Raw genomic sequence first — 20,335 nt, forward strand, 5'->3', positions numbered from 1 at the left:
CATGGTGGCTTTGCCGGCCGATTACGCGAGTAAAGCCACCATGCCGGCACTCGGGAGGCCGGGAGCCGGGAGGCCGGGAGCCGGGTCAGAAGCCCAGTTTCCGCAGCTGCCTCGGGTCCCGCTGCCAGTCCTTCGCGATCTTCACGTGGAGGTCGAGGTAGATCCTCGTGCCCAGCAGCGCCTCGATCTGCCGCCGGGCGTCGGCGCCGACCTGCCGCAGCCGCGCGCCGCCCTTGCCGATCACGATGCCCTTCTGGCTGGACCGCTCGACGTAGATGTTGGCGTGCACGTCCAGCAGGTCGTCGCGGCCCTCCCGCGGCACCATCTCCTCGATCACCACGGCGATCGAGTGCGGCAGCTCGTCGCGCACCCCTTCGAGGGCGGCCTCGCGGATCAGCTCCGCGACGAGCGTCTCCTCCGGCTCGTCGGTGAGCTCGCCGTCCGGGTACAGCGGCGGGCCCTCGGGGAGGCGGGCGACGAGCAGGTCGGCGAGAAGACCCACCTGGAACCCGTCGACGGCCGAGCAGGGCACGACTTCGGCGAACTCCATGAGCCCCGACAGCTGCGTGAGCCGCTCGGCGATCTGGTCGGGCTGGGCGAGGTCGGTCTTCGTGACGACACCCAGCACCGGGGTGCGGCCGGCCACCGAGCGCAGCTCGTTGACGATGAACTCGTCGCCGCGGCCCACCGGCTGGTCGGCGGGCACGCAGAACCCGATCACGTCGACCTCGGCCCACGTCTCGCGCACGACGTCGTTGAGCCGGCTGCCGAGCAGCGTGCGCGGCTTGTGCAGGCCGGGGGTGTCCACGACCACGAGCTGGGCGTCCTCGCGGTGCAGGATGCCGCGGATCGCGTGCCGGGTGGTCTGGGGCCTGCTGGACGTGATCGCGATCTTCTGCCCGATCAGCGCGTTGGTCAGCGTGGACTTGCCGGCGTTCGGCCGTCCGACGAAGCAGGCGAACCCGGAGCGGAAACCCTCGGGGACCTGGGCGAAGGTCATCACAGCGGCGCGAGCTTCTCGCCGGTGAGCTTCTCGAGGATCTCGCGGCCGATCGGCAGCGCCGCGGTGGCCGCGGGCGACGGGGCGTTCAGGACGTGCAGCACGGAGCCCGCACCGCTGCCCTGCTCGACGAACAGGAAGTCGTCGACGAGCGTGCCGTCGGCCTTGACCGCCTGCGCACGCACGCCCGCTCCGGCGCGGTGCAGGTCCTCCGCACGCACGTCGGGCAGCATCCGCTGGATCTGCTTGACCATCGCCTTGCGCGACAGCGACCGGTGCATCTCGCCGAAGCCGTACTTCCAGTGCCGCTGCGCGACCTTGAGCATGCCCGGGTAGGTGATGGTCTGCAGGAACTCCTTGGGCTTCACCACGCCCCACGAGTACCCCTCGCGGGCCAGGGCTAGCACCGCGTTCGGGCCCGCGTGCACGTGCCCGTCGATCCCGCGCGTGGCGTGCACGCCCAGGAACGGGAACGCCGGGTCGGGCACGGGGTAGATCAGGCCCTTGACGAGCTCCGCCGCCCGGTCGCTGAAGCCGGAGTACTCGCCGCGGAACGGGATGATCCGCACGCCCGGGTCGGCGCCCGCCGCCTTCGCGACATCGTCGCAGCGCAGCCCCGCGCACACGACGACCTGCTTGCCGAGCAGGTCACCCGAGTCCGTGCGCACGACGACGTCGTCCGCCCGGCGCACGATCTGGTGTACGGCCCGGCCGAGGTGGATCTCGCCACCCTCCTTGCCGACGAGCTCACCGATCTTCTCCGCGATCGCCTTGTAGTCCGTGATGCCGGTGGAGGGGACGTACAGCGCCGCGATGCCCCGGACGTGCGGCTCGTGCTCGCGCATGCCGGCCTGGTCCAGCTCGTGGTTCTCCACGCCGTTGGCGTCGCCGCGCCGCTTGAGCTCCGCCATCCGCGGCAGCTCCTCCGGCTCGGTGGCCACCACGAGCTTGCCGGTGACCTCGTGCGGCAGGTCGTGCTCGCGGCAGAAGGCCACGGTCTCGGCGCAGCCCGCCACCGCGAGGCGCGCCTTGTACCCGCCGGGCGCGTAGTAGAGGCCCGAGTGGATCACGTTCGAGTTGTTGCCGGTCTGGTGGCGGGCCAGCTGCTGCTCGCGCTCGACCACGGCGACGGACCGCCCGGTGCGCGCCACGGCGTGCGCGGTGGCGAGACCGACGATGCCGCCGCCGACCACGACGACGTCGAACGAGGGGGTGCTCGGGCTCATGAACGGGCCTCCGGGTCAGCCTGGTCGGACATCGCTCTCCTCGCGTTGGGCGCCGTGTTCGTCCGGCGCCGGTTGTTCGACGGGCTCCACCAGCACCGTGTTGATCCGGATGCGCCCGCGTGCGTCCTTGCCGCCTTCGGCCAGGAGCCGCAGGCCCGCCACCTCGGCCTCGGCACCGGGCAGCGGCACCCGGCCCAGCTGCTGGGCGAGCAGCCCGCCCACCGTGTCGACGTCGGCGGCTTCCAGCACCTCGCCCAGGTCGTGCTCCTGGCCCTCCGAGCCGTCGGCGCCGCCGAAGAGCTCGAGGAGGTCCTCCACCGGGAGGCGCGCGGACACGCGCAGGCGCTTCCCGTCGTCCAGCTCCTGGACGTCGGGCACCTCCTCGGTGTCGTACTCGTCGGTGATCTCCCCGACGATCTCCTCGAGGATGTCCTCGATGGTGACCACCCCGGCCGTGCCACCGTACTCGTCCACCACGATCGCCATGTGGTTGCGCGCGGCCTGCATCTCCTTGAGCAGCTCGTCCACCCGCTTGGTGTCGGGCACGAGCGCGGCGGGCCGCATGACGTCGGTGAGCGGGGCGTCGGGCGACTCGGCCTGTGCCCGCACGAGGTCCTTCAGGTAGGCGACCCCGATGATGTCGTCGATGTTCTCCCCGAGCACGGGGATGCGCGAGTAGCCGCTCTTCAGCGCGAGGCGCAGCACCTTGTCGACCGGGGTGCCGCGCTCGGCCCACACCACGTCCGGGCGGGGCACCATCACCTCGCGGACGAGCGTGTCGCCCAGCTCGAACACCGAGTGGATCATCTGGCGCTCGTCCTCGTCGACGACGCCGCTGGTGCTGGCCATGTCGACGAGCTCGCGCAGCTCGACCTCGGAGGAGAACGGGCCCTGGCGGAACCCCTGCCCCGGGGTGATCGCGTTGCCGACGAGGATCAGCAGCTTCGTCAGCGGGCCGAGCAGCGTGGCGAGCGCGCGCACCGGCGCCGCGACGAGCATGCCGATCCGGTAGGGGTGCTGGCGGCCGAGCGTGCGCGGCCCGACGCCGATGAGCACGTAGCTGACCACCACCATGATCGCGGCCGCGGTGAGCCCGCCCGCCCAGTCACGGTCGAACACCTGGATCAGGGCGATCGCGAGCAGCACCGTGGCGGCGGTCTCGGCGGCCAGCCGGAGCAGCAGGAGGAGGTTGACGTGGCGGGGGCGGTCGGCGGCGACGGCGGCGAGCGCGCGCGCCCCGGGACGACCCTCCCGCACGAGCGCGTCGACACGGGCGCGCGACACCGTGTTGAGGGCCGCGTCGGCGGCGGCGAACAGCCCGGCGAGCGGGACCAGCAGGACCGCGATCACGATCAGCGGGAGGGGGTCGTCCATGATCGGGGGTCAGTCGTCCTCGAGACCCGCGGTGCCCAGCACCGCGGAGTCGCTGCGCTGCCGCGCGGCCTGGGCGGCTGCCCGCTGCTGCGCGGCCTGCCAGTCGGTGAGCAGCTTGGCCTGCAGGCCGAACATCTCCCGCTCCTGCTCCGGCTCGGCGTGGTCGTAGCCGAGCAGGTGCAGCACGCCGTGCACGGTGAGCAGGTGCAGCTCGTCGGCGAGGGAGTGGCCCGCCTTGCGGGCCTGTGCCTTGGCGAAGTCCGGGCACAGCACGATGTCGCCGAGCAGCGCCGGGCCGGTGTCGGGGGCGTCCGGGCGCCGGGACTCCTCCACCAGCTCGTCCATCGGGAACGACAGCACGTCGGTGGGGCCGGGCTCGTCCATCCACCGCTCGTGCAGCTCGCTCATGACTTCCTCGGTGACGACGAGGACGGACAGCTCGGCCGCGGGGTTGACGTGCATGGCGTCGAGCGCGAAACGCGCCACGGAGGCCACGAGCGACTCGTCGACGGGCACGCCCGACTCGTTGCAGACCTCGATCGACACCTGTTTCCCCTGCTCCACTCGCGTACCGGACGACCAGCCTAGACCGTCGCGGCGGATGGGTAGGTTGCCTCCCATGGTGACCGCGAACTGGGCAGGCAACGTCGTGTTCTCCTCACGGGAGGTCCACCGCCCCGGCTCGGTCACTCAGCTGCAGGAGCTGGTCGCCGCGAGTGACAAGGTGCGGGCGCTCGGGTCGGGGCACTCGTTCAGCCGGATCGCCGACACCGAGGGCGAGCACGTCACCCTGGCCGGGCTCCCACCCGTGATCGAGATCGATGCCGCGTCCTCCACCGCACGCGTCTCGGCGGGCTTGCGCTACGGCGAGTTCACCGGCCGGCTCCACGAGGCCGGCTTCGCCCTCCCCAACCTCGGCTCGCTCCCCCACATCGTCGCGGCGGGTGCCTGCGCCACCGGTACCCACGGGTCCGGGCAGCACAACGGAGCGCTCGCCACCGCGGTGTCCGCCGTCGAGCTCGTGGGCGCCGACGGCGAGCTGCGCACCGTCCGGCGCGGCGATCCGGAGTTCCCCGGCTCGGTGGTGGCGCTGGGCGCGCTCGGGATCGTCACCACGCTCACGCTGGACCTGCGCCCCACGTTCGGGATCCGGCAGTGGATCTACGAGGGGCTGGCGCTCGAGGACGCCGAGGAGGCGCTCGCGGGCGGCTACAGCGTCAGCCTGTTCACCCATTGGGCGGGCGCCGGGTTCGAGCAGGTCTGGCTCAAGCAGCTCGACACCGACCCGGAACCGCCCGTCCGCTGGCTCGGCGCGACGCGGGCCCCCGCGCAGGTGCACATGGTGCCGGGCATCGACCCGCAGCACTGCACGCCGCAGCTCGGCGAGCCCGGCCCGTGGCACGAGCGGCTGCCGCACTTCCGCCTCGCGTTCACCCCGAGCAGCGGCGACGAGCTGCAGTCCGAGTACTTCGTGCCGCGCGCCGCGCTCGGCGACGCCCTCCGCGCGGTCGACGCCGTCCGCGACAAGATCACGCCGGTGCTGCAGGTGTCGGAGATCCGCACGGTCGCGGCCGACGAGCTGTGGCTCTCCCCGGCCCAGGGCCGCGACACCGCGGTGCTGCACTTCACCTGGGTGCCCGACACCGAGGCGGCGCTGCCCGCCGTGGCGGCCCTGGAGACGGCGCTCGCCGAGTTCGATGCCCGGCCGCACTGGGGCAAGGTGTTCGGCACGGCGCCCGCCACCGTCGCGTCGCTCTGGCCGCACCTCGCCGACTTCGCGGCCTTGACGCTGAAGCACGACCCGGAGGGCAAGTTCCGCAACGCGATGCTGGAGACGTACCTGCCCCGCTGAGTGCCGCGCCCGGCTCCGAGGTTCAGGAAAGCCACATTCAAGGCCTCTCCGGCCCTGAATGTGGCTTTCCTGAACTCGCCGGCGGGGCCTCTAGCCCTGCACCACCGGGTTCGTCAGCACACCCACTCCCGGGATGCGGCACTCCGCCACCGTGCCGGGGCGGATGTGGACCGCACCCGGGGTGCCGGTGGAGATGATGTCGCCGGGGTACAGCGGCATCACCGCGCTGTGGAAGCTCACGAGGAACTGCGGCGAGTAGCGCATGCGGGCGACGGTGTTGCTGCGGTGCACGGCGCCGTCGAGCACGGTGCTGACCTCCACCGACGCCAGGTCCCCCACCTCGGACAGCGGCACGATCTGGGGGCCGAAGGAGAAGAAGCCCGGGAAGTTCTTCGACCGGGTGAGGAAGCGCGGGTTGCGTTCGAGGATGTCCTCGGCGGTCTGGTCGAGCACGGTGGTGACGCCGGCGACGTAGTCGAGGGCGTCGGCCTCGCTCACGTTGCGGCAGGTGCGCCCGATCACGAGCCCGAGCTCGGCCTCGGCGGTGGTGCGGTTGCTCTGCGGCGGGATCGGGATCTCCTCGCCGGGGCCGATGACGGTGTGGTCGCCCTTGATGAACGACGCCGGTTCCTCGGGTACCTGCTCGGAGAGGTCGGCGGCGTGGTCGACGTAGTTGAGCCCGATGCCCCAGATCATCCGCGGGTGGCGGTAGGGGGCGCCGAAGGTCACCGAGGGCTCGGGGACGAACAGCCCGTCGGCCGCCGACTCGACGGCCTTCCCCAGCTCGGCGAGCCGGTCCTCGACGAGGAGGGTGCGGATGTCGCCGGTGAACCCGGGGAGCAGTTCAGGCACGCGGGCGACGCCCCGTGCCGGTTCGACGACAGCGGGGATCTCGGCCCCGTCGACGCGCACACTCGCCAGACGCATGCTGATCCTCTCGTGGGGGGTTCGAGCAGCCTACAAACCGGCCCGGGCGGTCCGCCGGATGCGGGGCAGCACCACGGGCAGCAGGACGAGCGCCGCCATCGCGACGAGCAGCACCAGGCTCGTGGGGCGCTGCAGGAAGATCGTGAAGTCGCCACCCGAGATGATCATCGTCTGACGCAGGGTCTCCTCCGCGAGCGGGCCGAGCACCAGCGCGATCACCAGCGCCGCGGGCGACATCCCGTACCGGCGCATGAAGAACCCGAGCACGCCGCAGCCCAGCATGACGGCGACCTCCACGAGGCTGCCGTTCACCGAGTACGTCCCGGTGACGCACAGCAGGATGATCACCGGCGCCAGCACCCGGAACGGCACGCGGGCGACGCTCGCGAAGGCCGGGATGCAGAAGACGTTGACCAGCAGCAGCATCACGTTGCCCAGATACATGCTGGCGATGAGGCCCCAGGCGAACTCCGGGTTCTGCTCCATGAGCAGCGGCCCGGGCTGCAGCCCCCACATCAGGAAGCCGCCCACCAGCACCGCGGTGGCCGCCGATCCCGGGATGCCCAGCGTCAGCAGCGGCACCATCGCCCCGGCCGATGCGGCGTTGTTCGCCGCCTCCGGGCCCGCGAGCCCGGCCATCGCGCCCTTGCCGAACCGCTCCGGGGTGCGCGAGACGGACTTCTCCACGTTGTACGACATCAGCGACGCCACGGTGGCCCCCGCGCCGGGTGCCGTACCCACGGCGAACCCGAGCAACGACCCGCGCAGGATCGGGCCGCGCGACTCCCGCAGGTCCTGCCGGCTGGGCCAGAACGCGCGGCCGCGCCCGCCCACGGTGAAGTAGCCGAGCCGCTCGAGGTGCCCGCCGCACCAGAGGGTGTGCAGGATCTCGCCGATGCCGAACAGCCCGATCGCCACCGGGATGAAGTCGATCCCGTTGATCAGCTCGGTGGAGCCGAACGTGTAGCGCTGGGCGCCACCGCCGATGTCGACGCCGACGGTGGCGAGCGCGAAGCCGATCAGCGCCGACAGCGCCCCGAGCAGCCGGTTGCGGCCGATCACCACGATGAGCGTGAGCAGCCCGGCGATCACGACCAGGAACAGTTCCGGTGGCCCGAAGCTGCTCGCCACCGCCGCCGTGACCGGGGCGGCGACGCTGATCAGCACGGCACCCACCGTGCCGGCGACGAACGAGGCGATGGCGGCGACCACCAGCGCGGGCCCCGCCCGGCCCTGCCGCGCGAGCGGGTAGCCGTCGAACGTGCTGGCGACGGTGGCCGACTCCCCTGGCGTGTTGATCAGGACGGACGTGATCGTGCCGCCGTACATCGCGCCGTAGTAGACGGCGGCCAGCATGATGATCGCGCCGGTCGGCTCGAGGCCGAACGTGAGCGGCAGCAGGATCGCGAGCCCGGCGGACGGCCCGAGCCCCGGGATCACGCCGACGACCATCCCGAGCAGCACGCCGGCGGCCAGCAGGAGCACGTTCTGCACGCTGAGCAGGGCCAGGATCCCCTGGCCGAGATCGGCGAAGACGTCCACGGTGTCGCCCCCGGCCCGTCAGAACGGCAGGACGCCGGCCGGCAGGCCCGCGTTCAGCACGGTGTCGAACAGCAGGTACAGCCCGAGCGGCACCCCGAGGCCGACCACCGCGTTGCGCACCGGGTGCGCGCGGTCGAGCAACCACAGGCAGCCCAGCAGGAACAGCGCCCCCGCCACCACGGCCCCGAGCACGGTGAACGCCGCGACCAGCCCCGCGCAGGCCGCGACGACGACCGCCAGGGTGCGCGGGTGCCGGTCGTCGGCCTCGGCCTCCGGTGCGCCGCGCCGCACGCTGCGCACCAGCGCCGCGAGCGTGAGCACGACCCCGGCCCCGCCGACGATGCGGGGGAAGAAGCCGGGCCCGATGCGCCCCGCGGCGGTGCGCCATTCCATGCCGAGGGCGAGCTGGAGGTAGACCGCGAACACCACGAGCAGGATCCCCAGGAAGACCTCCTGCGCGCCGACGTGCACCCCTCGTGCCACGTCGCGCTGCTGCACGGCCGTCACAGCGCGCCCTGCTCGGTGAGGATCCGCCGGAAGTCCGCTTGCGTCGTGTCGAGGAACGCGGTGAAGTCCGCGCCCCAGCGCAGGTCCTCGGACAGGTGGTTGTCCGCCACGTAGGCCTTCCACTCCGGCGTCTCGACGACCTTCTGCATGGTCGCGATCCACCACTGCTGCGCGTGCGCGGGGGCGCCCGGCGGGAGGATGAGCCCGCGGGGCATCGAGGGCAGACCGGTGAAGCCGAGCGACTCGTCGGTGGGCACGTCCGGGATCTCCGGCAGCGGCTGCGCTGCCGTGGTGAGCAGCGCCCGCAGCTGGCCCGCCTGCACCTGGCCCAGCACCGTGCCCGGGTTGGAGATGATCGCCTCGAGGCTGCCGGACAGCATGGCCGTCTGCATCTGGCCCTCGTCGTTGAAGGGCACGTACTCGATCGCGTACCCGGCCTGGTCGGCGAGCATCGACTGCACGATGAAGTCGACGTTGACCGTGCCGATGCCGCCGACGACCACCGTGCCCTTCGCCCGTGCGTGCTCCACCCAGCTCGCCCAGTCGGTGACCTGGCCCGTGCCGGGCACCAGGAACAGCGCGTCGTCGGTGGCGAAGAGCCCGACCGGCGTGAAGTCCTGGGGCTGCCACCCGGTGTCGGCCTGCAGCGGGGTGGTGATGAACGAGCCCGACGTGGTGGAGATGGAGTAGCCGCTGCCCGCGTCGCTGTAGACGTGCCCCCACCCGGTGGCCCCGCTGCCGCCCTCCCGGTTCTCCACCACGATGTCGTGCGGGTAGAGCTCGTGCCGCTGCAGGATGTCCACGATCGTGCGGGCCATGATGTCGTTGCCGCCGCCCGGCCCGAAGGCGATCGTCCAGTCCATGTCCTGCGACGGGTACTCCTCGGGCGACTCGTCCGTCGTCCCGGAGCAGCCGGCCACCACCGTCACGGCGGCCGCGGCGAGCGCAGCGCCCGCCCTTCTGAGGAACGTGGTGGCCATGACGGTCTCCCTTCCCGGCGACGGTGCCGGAGCGCGGGGTCTACCTACCGGGGCGTCGGATCCTTCGCGTCGAGTCGGTGCCACGAGCCGGCGGCGAACGCCACGAGCCGGCCCGCGTCGTCGGTGAGGCGGGACTGCAGGTGCACGAGCTTGCGGCCGGCGTTGAGCAGCTCCGCGGTGCAGCGCCCGTGGCCGGTGAGCGGGCGGAAGAAGCGCAGGTTCATCTCGACGGTCACCGCGGTGGACAGGAAGCGGTGGCACAGGTGCCCCATGGACACGTCCATCACGGTGGCGAGCACGCCACCGTGCACGGAGCCCTGGGGGTTGCACAGGTGCCCGGCGTACGGGAGCACCACCGTGCAGGTGCGGGCCTCGTCGTCGTAGGAGATGTCGAGGTCCAGGAAGCGGGCGAGGAAGAACGCGCCGAACTCGGGGCGGGCCTCGGCGGCGGCCCGTGCGGCGTGGGCCGCGACGTCGCCGCTCATCGCCAGGTGAACCGGGGCGGGCGCTTCTCCAGGAACGCGCGCACGCCCTCGGCGTAGTCGCCGGTGTCGAACGACCCGTTGCGGATCGCGAGGGTCTCCTCGTCGTCGGTGAGCTGGCCTGCCATCACCCGGCGCACCATCTCCTTGCCCTTCCGCACGCTGTACTGCGCGCGGGTGGTGACGACCTCCGCGAACCCGTACGTGGCTGCGGCGAGGTCGGCGCTGGGCACGACATCGTCGAAGAGGCCGAGCGCCACGGCCCGCTCGGCCGGGATCTGCTGCCCGGAGACGAGGATCCAGGTGGCCCGGGACGGCCCGGCGAGGTCGACGAGCCGGCGGGTGGACTCGAGGCTGTAGACGAGGCCGAGCTTCGACGGGGTGATCGCGAAGCGGGCGCGGTCGTCGGCGAAGCGCATGTCGCAGGCCAGCGCCAGTCCGGCCCCGCCGCCGATGCAGTAGCCGTGGATCATCGCGATGGTCGGTTTGACCATGCCGTCGAGGGCCCGCTCGGCCGCGGCCACGTGCTCGTTGTAGCGGCGGGCGCGCTCGGCGTCGCCGCGCTCGCGTTCGAACTCGGCGATGTCGGCACCGGAGGCGAACGCCTTCTCCCCCGCCCCGCGCACCACCACGACCAGGACGTCGGGCTCGGCGTCGAGCCCGGCGAGGAGCCCGGGCAGCTCCCGGTACATGTCGATGGTGATCGCGTTGTGGCTCTGCGGCCGGTTGAGCACGACGGTGGCGACGCCCGCGGGGCCGTCGCGCTCGATCAGGATCTGGTCGGGCAACGTTCAGCTCGCCTGCCTTTCGGGGTGGGCGTCGTAGGCGACTCCGGTCGCGAACAGCTCGGCCACCTCGTCGTCGCCGACGCCACTGTCGCGCAGCACCTGCGCGGTGTGCTGGCCGAGCCAGGGCGCGGGGCCGCGCACCCGGAAGTCGAGGGAGGAGAACTTGGTGGGCGGAGCGATCGTGCGCATCGGGCCCATGATCGGGTGCTCCTGCTCGACGATCATCCCGCGCTCGATGACGTGCGGGTCGTCGAGCGCTTCGGCGTAGGTGAGCACGGGCCCGCCGGGCACCCCGGCCCGGTCGAGGCGCTTGATCCACTCCTCGGTGGTGCGGGTGGTGGTGAGCCGCTCGATCTCGGCCTCGAGCTCGTCGATGTGGGCCATCCGGTCGGTCAGGGTGGTGAACCGCGGGTCGGTGAGCCACTCCGGCCGGTCGAGCACGCCGGTGACCAGGCGTTTCCAGAGCCGGTCGTTGTTGGCGCCGATCGTGACGTAGCCGTCGGCGGTGCGGTAGGCCTGGTACGGCGTGGACCGGCGGTGGCGGGTGCCGGTGGCCGCGGGCTCCTCCCCGCCGCCGAACCACGCGCCCGACTCCCACACCGTCCACGCCAGGCCGGCGTCGACCAGCGAGATGTCCAGGTACTGCCCCTCGCCGGTGCGGGCCCGCTGGATCTGCGCCGCGAGCACGGAGTAGATCGCGGTGGCGCCCGCGGCGATGTCGTTGATCGCGATGCCGACCTTGGCCGGGCGCCCGCCGGGCTCGCCGGTCATCCGCATCAGGCCGATGGCGCCCTGCGCCATGATGTCGAAGCCCGGCCGGTCGCGGTACGGGCCGGTCTGCCCGAACCCGCTGATCGAGCAGTAGATGACGTCGGGCCGCACCGCCTGCACGGCCGCATAGTCGATGCCGAGGCGGCGCACCACGCCCGGCCGGAAGTTCTCGATCACCAGGTCGGCGTCGGCGGCGAGGTGCAGGAACAGCTCGCGCCCGCGGTCGGTCTTGAGGTCCAGCGAGATGCTGCGCTTGCTGCGGTTGGGCATCGCGAAGGGGTAGCTCTCCCCCTCCACCTTCGGCGCGAGCCGCCGCGAGTCGTCGCCGGTGACGGGCTGCTCGACCTTGATCACGTCGGCGCCGAGCTCGGCCAGCACCATCGTGCAGTAGGGGCCGGACAGGAATCGGGTCAGGTCGAGGACGCGGAATCCGTCGAGCGGGAGCACAACACCGCCTTTCCCGTATCACGGGATATCATCCCGTTTCGTGGAAAGACTACGATCCGTCTCCGCCCAGGTCAAGGGCGCGCGTACGGCTGGAGGCGCGGTGAGCGAGGACGCGGCGGACGCGCCGGCACGGGCGGGCGTGCAGTCGATCGACCGGGCCGTCGCGATCCTGCGCTGCTTCGACGCGCGCCGGCCCGAGCTCGGGATCAGCGAGATCGCGCGCATGACGGGCCTGTCGACGAGCACCACGCACCGGCTGCTCGCGGCGATGCAGGGCAACAGCCTCGTGCGCCAGACCCCCGGCCGGCGCTACGGCCTCGGGCCGCTGCTCGTGCAGCTCGCGCGCAGCGGGGCCGTGCCCACGACGCTGCGCGACGCGGCGCTGCCGTTCCTGCGCGCGTTGCGGGACGAGATCGACGAGACCGTCGCGGTGCACGAGCTGCTGCCCACCGACGAGCGCGCGGTCGTCGACCAGGTGGAGAGCCACCAGGAGCTGCGCCGCACCTACACCGACATCGGCGTGCCGCTCGCCCTGCCGCACGGCGCGCCGGGCAAGGCGATGCTCGCGATGCTGCCGCCCGACCGGCAGGAACGTTGGCTCTCCCGCCCGATCCCGGCCGCCACCCCCCGCACCGTCACCGACCCGGACGAGCTGCGCGCCCAACTCGCCACGATCCGCACCCGCCGGTGGGCCGAGTCGCACGCCGAACGCCACCCCGGCATCTGGGCCGTCGCCGCGCCGCTGTTCGACCACACCGGGGCCGTGGTCGGCGCCCTCGGCACGTCGGTGCCCGAGGTGCGCATGGACGAGCGCCGCGCGGCGGAGCTGGGCGAGCGCGTGAAGGCCGTGGCCTGGGAGGTGTCGGAGGCCCTGGGCGCCACCGCGGAGGCGGTGACCCGCACGGTAGAGGCCGCGGGCGGCTGACGCGCCGTACGAACGGCACCCCCGTACCGCTCTATCGGACGAAGGTGCCGTTCGTACAGGTCAGCAGCTGCTCAGCGGCGGTTGCGGCGGCGTTGGTCCTGGGGCGGACCGTTGCGCGGCGCGGCGGCGCGGAGGTTGGGCCGCTCGCTCGCCGCGTCCCACCGGGCGTAGGCGTCGACGATGTCGGCCACCAGGCGGTGGCGCACCACGTCGGTGCTGGCCAGCTGGGCGAAGTGCACGTCGTCGACGTCGCCGAGGATGTCACGCACGACCGTGAGCCCGGAGCGGGTGCCGCCCGGCAGGTCGACCTGCGTGATGTCGCCGGTGACCACGATCTTCGAGCCGAAGCCGAGCCGCGTGAGGAACATCTTCATCTGCTCGGGCGTGGTGTTCTGCGCCTCGTCGAGGATGATGAAGGCGTCGTTGAGCGTGCGCCCGCGCATGTACGCCAGCGGCGCCACCTCGATGGTGCCCGCGGCGATCAGCTTCGGGATCGACTCCGGGTCGATCATGTCGTGCAGCGCGTCGTACAGCGGCCGCAGGTACGGGTCGATCTTCTCGTAGAGCGTGCCCGGCAGGTAGCCCAGCCGCTCCCCCGCCTCGACGGCCGGCCGGGTGAGGATGATGCGGTTGACCATCTTGGCCTGCAGCGCCTGCACGGCCTTGGCCATCGCCAGGTATGTCTTACCGGTACCGGCGGGCCCGATGCCGAACACGATGGTGTGGGCGTCGATCGAGTCGACGTAGCGCTTCTGGTTGAGCGTCTTGGGCCGGATGGTCTTGCCGCGCCGCGACAGGATGTCGAGCGAGAGCACCTCGGCGGGGGACTCCCCGATGCGGGCGCGCTCGTCGGCCTCGCCGTCGCCGAGCATCTCGACGGTGCGGCGCACGGCGTCGGGTGAGACCTGCTGGCCACGCTCGGCCAGCATGATCAGCTCGGTGAAGACGCGTTCGGCGAAGGCCACGTCAGCCGGGGTGCCGGTGAGGGTGAGCTCGTTGCCGCGCACGTGGACGTCGGCCTCGAGCATGTCCTCGGCGACGCGCAGGCTCTCGTCGCGCGAGCCCAGCAGCGCGAGCAGAGCAGCGTCCGGAACGGCCATGCGGGACTGGACGGGATCCGGATGGGTCAAGGGGTGTGCCGCCTGCTTCCTGTCTCTGCTCGTGGGACGTCCTCGATGGTAGCGCCTGCCCCTGTCGGAACGCCCGTTGTTTCGGCGCGCCGGCCGCCCTTGACAGCGCATTTAGTCCACCGATTGGATTTAACGCATGCACGACGACTCGAAGCTGGTCCGGGGGCGGATCGCCCGCTTCGTCCGCGAACGGCTCGTCACAGCCATGTACCGCGAACGCGTGCCGCTCGAGGTGACCGCGTGGACGGCACCGGGCGAACCCGTTCCGTTCGCCGAGGCGGTGCGCCAGGAGTTCACCCCGTTCGCGGTGGGCTCGCCGTGGGGCCGGCCGTGGGGCACGGTGTGGTTCCACGTCACCGGCACCGTGCCGGACGGGTGGACCGACCCCGGCACGCGCCCCGAGCTCGCCGTGGACCTCGGCTTCGCCGGCGTGCAGCCCGGCTTCCAGTCCGAGGGGCTCGCCTACACCCCCGACGGCGCGGTGGTGGCCGCCGTCGAGCCGCGCAACGCGCACGTGCCGCTCCCGGGCGGGCCGGGATCGGCCGTGGACCTGTACGTCGAGGCGGCGTCCAACCCCGGCGTCGCGAGCGAGTGGACCTACGCCCCCACGCGGATGGGCGACCTCGCCACGGCGGGTGACGACCCGCTCTACCGGCTCGTCGCCGCCGACATCGCGCTGCTGGACGTGCCGGTCTGGGAGCTGGCGCAGGACTTCTGGACGCTGGCCGGCCTGGTCGAGGAGCTGCCCGCGGACCTGCCGCGGCGCGCCGAGGTGCTGCGCGCGCTGGAGCGGGCCGTCGACGCCGTCGACCCCGACGACGTGGCGGGCACCGCGGCGCTGGGGCGGGCCGAGCTGGCCGATGTGCTGGCGAGCCCGGCGTGGCCGAGCGCGCACCGGGTGCACGCCGTGGGGCACGCGCACATCGACTCGGCCTGGCTGTGGCCGGTGCGCGAGACCGTCCGCAAGGTCGCGCGCACCTTCGCGAACGTGCTGGACCTGATGGAGACCGACGACGAGTTCGTGTTCGCCGCGTCGTCGGCCCAGCAGTACGCCTGGCTGGCCGAACACCAGCCCGGGCTCTTCGAGCGCGTCAAGCAGCGCGCGGCCGAGGGCCGGTTCGTGCCGGTGGGCGGGATGTGGGTCGAGTCCGACACCAACATGCCCGGCGGCGAGGCGCTCGCCCGCCAGTTCGTGGCGGGCAAGCGGTTCTTCATCGAGCAGCTCGGCGTGGAACCGCAGGAGGTGTGGCTGCCCGACTCGTTCGGCTACTCCGCCGCGCTGCCGCAGATCATCAAGGCGGCGGGGTCGCGCTGGTTCCTCACCCAGAAGATCTCCTGGAACGAGACCAACGTGATGCCCCACCACACGTTCCGTTGGCAGGGCATCGACGGCACGCAGGTGTTCACGCACTTCCCGCCGGTTGACACCTACAACTCCGAGCTGTCGCAGCGCGAGCTGCACCGGGCGCAGCGCCAGTACGCCGAGAAGGGGCGTGCCAACACCTCGCTCGTGCCGTTCGGCTGGGGTGACGGCGGCGGCGGGCCCACCCGCGAGATGCTCGCCGCGGCAGCCCGCACGAAGTCGCTGGAGGGTTCCCCGGCCGTGCGGATGACCTCGCCCGCCGAGTTCTTCTCCACCGCCGAGTCGGAGTACCCGCGCCCGCCCGTGTGGTCGGGCGAGCTGTACCTGGAGTTCCACCGCGGCACCTACACGTCGCAGGCTCGCACCAAGCGCGGCAACCGGCGCAGCGAGCACCTGCTGCGCGAGGCCGAGCTGTGGGCGGCCACCGCGGCCGTGCGCTCCGGGCTCCCCTACCCCGCCGACGTGCTGGAACGGTGCTGGCACACCGTGCTGCTGCAGCAGTTCCACGACATCCTGCCCGGCACCTCGATCGCCTGGGTGCACCAGGAGGCCGAACGCAACTACGCCCGCGTCGCCGAGGAACTCGAGGGCGTCATCGCCACCTCGCTGGCCGCGCTCGCGGGCGACGGCGAGGGCGCACTGGCCGTCAACGCGGGCCCCTATCCCGTCGACGGCGTTCCCGCGCTGGGCGGCGGCCCCCTCGCTCAGCCGGCCGCGGCGGTGCGCGTCGAGGACGGCCCCGGCGGCACCGTGCTGGACAACGGCGTCGTCCGCGCCGTGGTCGACGGCCGCGGCCTGCTCACCTCGGTGTACGACCTCGCCGCCGACCGCGAGCTCGTGCCGTCCGGCGCGGCGGCGAACCTGCTGCAGCTGCACCGCGACACCCCCACGCAGTGGGACGCCTGGGACATCGACGAGCACTACCGCCGCCACGGCCGCGACCTCACCGACGTCGCCGAGCTGGCGGTCGTCGACCGGGGACCGGAGCGGGCCGCGGTCCGGATCGTGCGCAAGACCGGCGCGTCGACGATCACGCAGGTCGTGTCGCTCGACGCGGGCTCCGCCGCGATCGACGTCGACACCCACGTCGACTGGCACGAGCGGCAGAAGCTGCTCAAGCTCGCCTTCCCGGTGGACGTGCACGCGGAGCGGTCCACGTCGGAGATCCAGTTCGGGCACCTGCACCGCCCCATCCACACGAACACATCGTGGGACGCCGCGCGGTTCGAGACCGTCGCCCACCGCTGGGTGCACGTCGGCGAGCCCGGCTACGGGGTGGCCGTGGCCAACGACTCGACCTACGGCCACGACGTCACCCGCTCCACCCGCGAGGACGGCGGCACCACCACGGTGGTGCGGCTGTCGCTGCTGCGGGCGCCGCTCTTCCCGGACCCCACCGCCGACCAGGGCGAACACCGGCTGCGGGTCTCGCTGCGGGCCGGCGCGACGATCGCCGACGCGGTGGCGGAGGGCTACCGGGTGAACCTGCCGCTGCGCACGGTGCGCGGCAGCGCGCCGATCGCCCCGCTGGTCACCGTCGACTCCCCCGCGGTCGTCGTGGAGGCCGTGAAGCTGGCCGAGGACGGCAGCGGCGACGTCGTGGTGCGGCTCTACGAGGCGCACGGCGGGCGGGCGAGCGCCCGGGTGACGGCCGGCTTCGACCACGCGGGCGTGGTGGAGACCGACCTGCTGGAACGGCCGCTGCCGGAGCCGATCTCGCTGGCGGCCGACGGCACCCGGCTCGACCTGCGGCCGTTCCGGATCGTCACGCTTCGGTACCGACGGATGTGAGCGCCAACATCGGTCATTGACACCCCTGTGATCGGGGCCATAGCGTCCGCTCTCCAAAGATCGAGCAAGGGCTTTCCGCCGCACACCCGTCAGCGAGGACGAGAGGCCAGCATGGCTGTCGAGAGATCCCGTATGAACCTGCCGTCTCGCATGCCCGTGTCCACCCGCCGCACGTTCCTGGCGCTCGTCGGCGGGCTCGGTCTGGGTGGCGCGCTGGCGGCCTGTGGCGGCGACAGCGGCGGCCTCGACACCGGCGGGGGCGGCTCCGGGGGTCAGCCCACGCTGCGGCAGTGGTACCACCTCTACGGCGAGTCGGGCACGGAGCAGGCCGTGCAGCGCTACGCCGAGGGGTACCCGCGGGCCACCGTCGACGTGCAGTGGACGCCGGGTGACTACGAGTCGAAGCTGTCGTCGGGCCTGCTGTCCGACAACGGCCCGGACGTGTTCGAGTACCAGCTCAACGCCGACATGGTCCGCAGCGGGCAGATCGTGCCGCTCGACGACATCGTCGGCCCGGTGCGCGACGACTACACCGACACCGACCTCACGGCCACCTCGCTCGACGGGTCGGTCTACGGCGTCAAGATCGTGGACGACACGGGCTTCCTCTACTACCGCAAGAGCCTGCTGGCGGCGGCGGGCGTGCAGCCGCCCACCACCATGGACGAGCTGATCGACGCCACGCGGGCGCTGGACCACGACGGGGTCAAGGGCCTGTTCATCGGCAACGACGCCGGTGTCACCCCGGCGTTCGGCGGCGGCGCCCTGCTCGACCTCGTGCTCTGGTCGGCGGGCACCGCGAACATCACCGCGGACAACCAGATCGGCTTCACCACGCCCGAGGCGAAGGAGTCGCTCCTCAAGCTGCGCCAGCTCGCCGAGAGCGGGTCGATCCTGCTCGGCGCTCCCACGGACTTCTGGGACCCCTCCGCCTTCACCCAGGAGCTGTGCGCCATGCAGTGGACCGGGCTGTGGGCGATGCCGAAGATCCTCGAGGCGTTCGGCGACGACGTCGGCATCGTGCCCTGGCCCGCGCTCAGCTCCACCGTCGGGAAGCCGGTCACCTTCCTCGGCGGCTGGTCGTCGATGGTCAGCGCCAAGGCCACCGACGTCGAACTGGCCAAGGACTTCGTCAAGTGGCTGTGGATCGACAACGCCGAGGCGCAGGAGGACTTCAACCTCAACTACGGTTTCCACATCCCGCCGCGCAAGAGCATCGCGTCCGGCGCCCAGAAGCTGCAGGAAGGCCTCGCCGCCGAGGCGCTGCGCATCTTCAACGAGTCGGCGGTGGCGCCCAACCCGATGTGGACGCCGAAGATGAAGTCGGCGTTCGCCGACGCCGCCACGGCCATCGTGCGCGCGGGTGGCGACATCGACGCCGAGCTGGCGAAGGCGCAGCAGGTGGTCGAGGCCGAGCTGGCCCGTCTCCAGGCGTGACAGCGGTACAGGCGCCTCCCGAGCAGAAGCCCGCCGCGGGTGCCCGCCCGCGGCGGCGCGGGAGCATGGGGGCCACCCCGGCGTTCTGGCTCTTCATGGGCCCGTTCCTCGCCGGGCTCGTCGTGTTCGTGTACCTGCCCATCGCCTGGAGCTTCGTCCTCAGCTTCAACCGGGCGCAGAACACCGTGCAGCCCCGCGAGTTCATCGGCCTGCAGAACTACATCGACCTGCTCACGCCCGGGCCGTTCCTCGACAGCCTGTGGACGTTCACGATCTTCGCGGCGATCATCGTGCCGCTCACGTTCGTGCTGGCGCTGCTGCTCGCGGTGCTGCTGAACCAGATCACGGTCGCGCGGGCCTTCTTCCGGTCGGCGTTCTTCCTGCCCACCGCGTGCTCCTACGTGGTCGCGTCGCTGGTCTGGAAGCTGTCGATCTTCAACGGCGTCCGGTTCGGGCTGGCCAACCAGGTGCTCTCGCTGTTCGGGGTGGAGAACATCGCCTGGCTGTCGTCGGTGAGCCCGCCGTGGTACTGGCTCGTGATCGCCACCGTGCGGCTGTGGCTGCAGCTGGGCTTCTACATCATCCTGTTCCTCGCCGGGCTGCAGCGGATCGCGCCGGAGCTCTACGAAGCCGCGTACGTCGACGGCGCCAAGGCGGGGTGGCAGACGTTCCGCCACATCACGCTGCCCCAGCTGCGCACCACGTCGGTGGCGGTGCTGCTGCTCAACCTGATCGCCGCCTACCAGGCCTTCGACGAGTTCTACAACCTGCTGGGCAACAGTTCGCTGGCCCGGCCCCCGCTCGTCTACCTCTACTACACCGCGCAGGGCAACCAGGACTACGGCCACGGCAGCGCGGGCGCGATGATCCTCGCCGCGCTGATCGTGCTGGTGACGCTGCTGCAGAACCGCGTGTACGGGTTCGGGAGGCCCGAGTGAAGCAGTCGACCGTCGCGGGCACCGTGGCGCGGTACGCGGCGCTGGCGATCGCCACCGTGCTGTTCCTGCTGCCGTTCTACCTGATGCTGCGCAACGCGTTCGCCACCGACAAGGAGATCACCGGCGTCGACTGGACGATCTTCCCGAGCTCGCTGCAGTGGGGCAACGTCGGCGAGGTCTTCACCGACACGTCGGCCAACTTCGGCCGCACGCTGTTCAACTCGGCGTTCATCGCGGTGACCCAGACGATCGGCACGATCGTGCTGTCGTCGATGGCGGGCTACGCGCTGGCCCGCATCCCGTTCCGGTACGCCACGCCGATCTTCTACGCGGTGCTGCTCACGCTGATGGTGCCGCCCGCCGTGACGTTCGTGCCGAGCTTCATCATCGTCTCGCGGCTGGGCTGGGTGAACTCCTACCAGGGAATCATCGTCCCGGTGCTGTTCAGCGGGTTCACCGCGTTCCTGTTCCGCCAGTACTTCCTCAACTTCCCGCGCGAGCTGGAGGAGGCCGGGCGCATCGACGGCCTCGGCTACCTCGGCGTCTTCTGGCGGATCGTGGTGCCGAACTCGCTGGGCTTCTTCGCCGCCATCTCGGTGATCACCGTGATCTCCTCGTGGAACCAGTTCCTCTGGCCGCTGGTCGTCGGGCAGGACCCGGACATGTGGACCGTGCAGGTCTCGCTGTCCACGCTCATGACCGCGCAGACGATCAACCTCCACCAGGTGTTCATGGCCGCGCTCATCTCGATCGTGCCGCTGGTGCTGGTGTTCGTGTTCCTGCAGCGCTACCTCGTGCAGGGCGTGGCGGAGTCCGGGATCAAGGGCTGATCGCCGCCAGACCATGCCGCATCCG

The 20,335-nt window shown here is 71.9% G+C and carries 18 protein-coding genes; 6 read left to right on the top strand and 12 right to left on the bottom strand.

Translation table 11 applies throughout. The annotated features are described in order from the left end of the window. Nucleotides 1–85 precede the first annotated feature (85 nt). Genes era through ybeY form a run of 4 tightly spaced genes read right to left on the bottom strand, consistent with a single transcriptional unit; the run spans nt 86 to nt 4,146 of the window. Nucleotides 86–1,000 carry a GTPase Era gene (gene era / locus ACFPL3_RS10965; RefSeq protein WP_343944705.1) on the bottom strand — a complete coding sequence of 305 codons (915 nt, stop codon included), beginning with the start codon at nt 998–1,000 and terminating at the stop codon, nt 86–88. Next, a complete protein-coding gene (lhgO, locus tag ACFPL3_RS10970; protein ID WP_343944704.1) occupies nt 1,000–2,226 on the bottom strand; it encodes an L-2-hydroxyglutarate oxidase in 1,227 nt (408 codons plus the stop codon). Before lhgO ends, era begins: the two co-directional genes overlap by 1 nt. A 15-nt stretch (nt 2,227–2,241) precedes the next feature. Next, nucleotides 2,242–3,600 carry a hemolysin family protein gene (locus ACFPL3_RS10975; protein WP_343944703.1) on the bottom strand — a complete coding sequence of 453 codons (1,359 nt, stop codon included), beginning with the start codon at nt 3,598–3,600 and terminating at the stop codon, nt 2,242–2,244. A 9-nt stretch (nt 3,601–3,609) separates the two neighbouring features. Beyond that, a complete protein-coding gene (gene ybeY, locus ACFPL3_RS10980) occupies nt 3,610–4,146 on the bottom strand; it encodes an rRNA maturation RNase YbeY (RefSeq protein ID WP_343944751.1) in 537 nt (178 codons plus the stop codon). Between the two features lie 73 nt (nt 4,147–4,219). On the opposite strand from ybeY, the gene ACFPL3_RS10985 reads away from it, so the two are divergent. Further along, entirely contained in the window at nt 4,220–5,452 is a 1,233-nt protein-coding gene (locus ACFPL3_RS10985; protein ID WP_343944702.1) for a D-arabinono-1,4-lactone oxidase, read from the top strand. Between the two features lie 90 nt (nt 5,453–5,542). On the opposite strand, the gene ACFPL3_RS10990 is transcribed toward ACFPL3_RS10985, so the two are convergent. The 7 genes from ACFPL3_RS10990 to ACFPL3_RS11020 are packed head-to-tail and all read right to left on the bottom strand — an operon-like array spanning nt 5,543 to nt 11,896. Beyond that, a complete protein-coding gene (locus ACFPL3_RS10990) occupies nt 5,543–6,379 on the bottom strand; it encodes a fumarylacetoacetate hydrolase family protein (protein ID WP_343944701.1) in 837 nt (278 codons plus the stop codon). Between the two features lie 30 nt (nt 6,380–6,409). Continuing rightward, on the bottom strand, nt 6,410–7,921 hold the full coding sequence (locus tag ACFPL3_RS10995; RefSeq protein WP_343944700.1) for a tripartite tricarboxylate transporter permease: 1,512 nt from the start codon (nt 7,919–7,921) through the stop codon (nt 6,410–6,412). A gap of 18 nt (nt 7,922–7,939) precedes the next feature. Then, nucleotides 7,940–8,428, bottom strand: coding sequence for a tripartite tricarboxylate transporter TctB family protein (locus ACFPL3_RS11000; protein ID WP_343944699.1), 489 nt, complete (start codon nt 8,426–8,428; stop codon nt 7,940–7,942). Next, nucleotides 8,425–9,408, bottom strand: a complete 984-nt coding sequence (locus tag ACFPL3_RS11005) for a Bug family tripartite tricarboxylate transporter substrate binding protein (protein ID WP_343944698.1) — start codon at nt 9,406–9,408, stop codon at nt 8,425–8,427. The genes ACFPL3_RS11000 and ACFPL3_RS11005 overlap by 4 nt, the downstream gene beginning before the upstream one ends. A gap of 44 nt (nt 9,409–9,452) precedes the next feature. Next, on the bottom strand, nt 9,453–9,893 hold the full coding sequence (locus ACFPL3_RS11010) for a PaaI family thioesterase (RefSeq protein WP_343944697.1): 441 nt from the start codon (nt 9,891–9,893) through the stop codon (nt 9,453–9,455). Then, nucleotides 9,890–10,678, bottom strand: coding sequence for an enoyl-CoA hydratase-related protein (locus ACFPL3_RS11015; protein ID WP_343944696.1), 789 nt, complete (start codon nt 10,676–10,678; stop codon nt 9,890–9,892). The genes ACFPL3_RS11010 and ACFPL3_RS11015 overlap by 4 nt, the downstream gene beginning before the upstream one ends. 3 nt (nt 10,679–10,681) lie before the next feature. Beyond that, nucleotides 10,682–11,896: a CaiB/BaiF CoA transferase family protein gene (locus ACFPL3_RS11020; RefSeq protein WP_343944695.1), complete on the bottom strand. Its 1,215-nt coding sequence runs from the start codon at nt 11,894–11,896 to the stop codon at nt 10,682–10,684. A gap of 100 nt (nt 11,897–11,996) precedes the next feature. Here ACFPL3_RS11020 and ACFPL3_RS11025 point away from each other — a divergent pair, with 100 nt between their 5' ends. Beyond that, on the top strand, nt 11,997–12,821 hold the full coding sequence (locus tag ACFPL3_RS11025; protein ID WP_343944694.1) for an IclR family transcriptional regulator: 825 nt from the start codon (nt 11,997–11,999) through the stop codon (nt 12,819–12,821). Between the two features lie 71 nt (nt 12,822–12,892). Here ACFPL3_RS11025 and ACFPL3_RS11030 read toward each other — a convergent pair whose 3' ends face one another. Next, nucleotides 12,893–14,062, bottom strand: coding sequence for a PhoH family protein (locus ACFPL3_RS11030; RefSeq protein WP_379588863.1), 1,170 nt, complete (start codon nt 14,060–14,062; stop codon nt 12,893–12,895). Nucleotides 14,063–14,087: 25 nt separating this feature from the next. On the opposite strand from ACFPL3_RS11030, the gene ACFPL3_RS11035 reads away from it, so the two are divergent. From ACFPL3_RS11035 to ACFPL3_RS11050, 4 genes are all read left to right on the top strand, one after another. Continuing rightward, nucleotides 14,088–17,105 carry a glycoside hydrolase family 38 N-terminal domain-containing protein gene (locus ACFPL3_RS11035; protein WP_343944692.1) on the top strand — a complete coding sequence of 1,006 codons (3,018 nt, stop codon included), beginning with the start codon at nt 14,088–14,090 and terminating at the stop codon, nt 17,103–17,105. 150 nt (nt 17,106–17,255) lie between these two features. Continuing rightward, the gene (locus tag ACFPL3_RS11040; protein ID WP_343944691.1) at nt 17,256–18,542 is read left to right on the top strand and encodes an ABC transporter substrate-binding protein; all 1,287 of its coding nucleotides are present in this window, start codon (nt 17,256–17,258) and stop codon (nt 18,540–18,542) included. A gap of 65 nt (nt 18,543–18,607) precedes the next feature. After that, complete coding sequence (locus tag ACFPL3_RS11045) at nt 18,608–19,480, top strand: carbohydrate ABC transporter permease (RefSeq protein ID WP_343944750.1); 873 nt, start codon at nt 18,608–18,610, stop codon at nt 19,478–19,480. Nucleotides 19,481–19,527: 47 nt separating this feature from the next. Next, the gene (locus ACFPL3_RS11050) at nt 19,528–20,310 is read left to right on the top strand and encodes a carbohydrate ABC transporter permease (RefSeq protein WP_379588934.1); all 783 of its coding nucleotides are present in this window, start codon (nt 19,528–19,530) and stop codon (nt 20,308–20,310) included. Nucleotides 20,311–20,335: the final 25 nt, after the last annotated feature.

It is taken from the genome of Pseudonocardia zijingensis (assembly GCF_042657305.1).
Classification (GTDB): Bacteria; Actinomycetota; Actinomycetes; order Mycobacteriales; family Pseudonocardiaceae; genus Pseudonocardia; species Pseudonocardia zijingensis.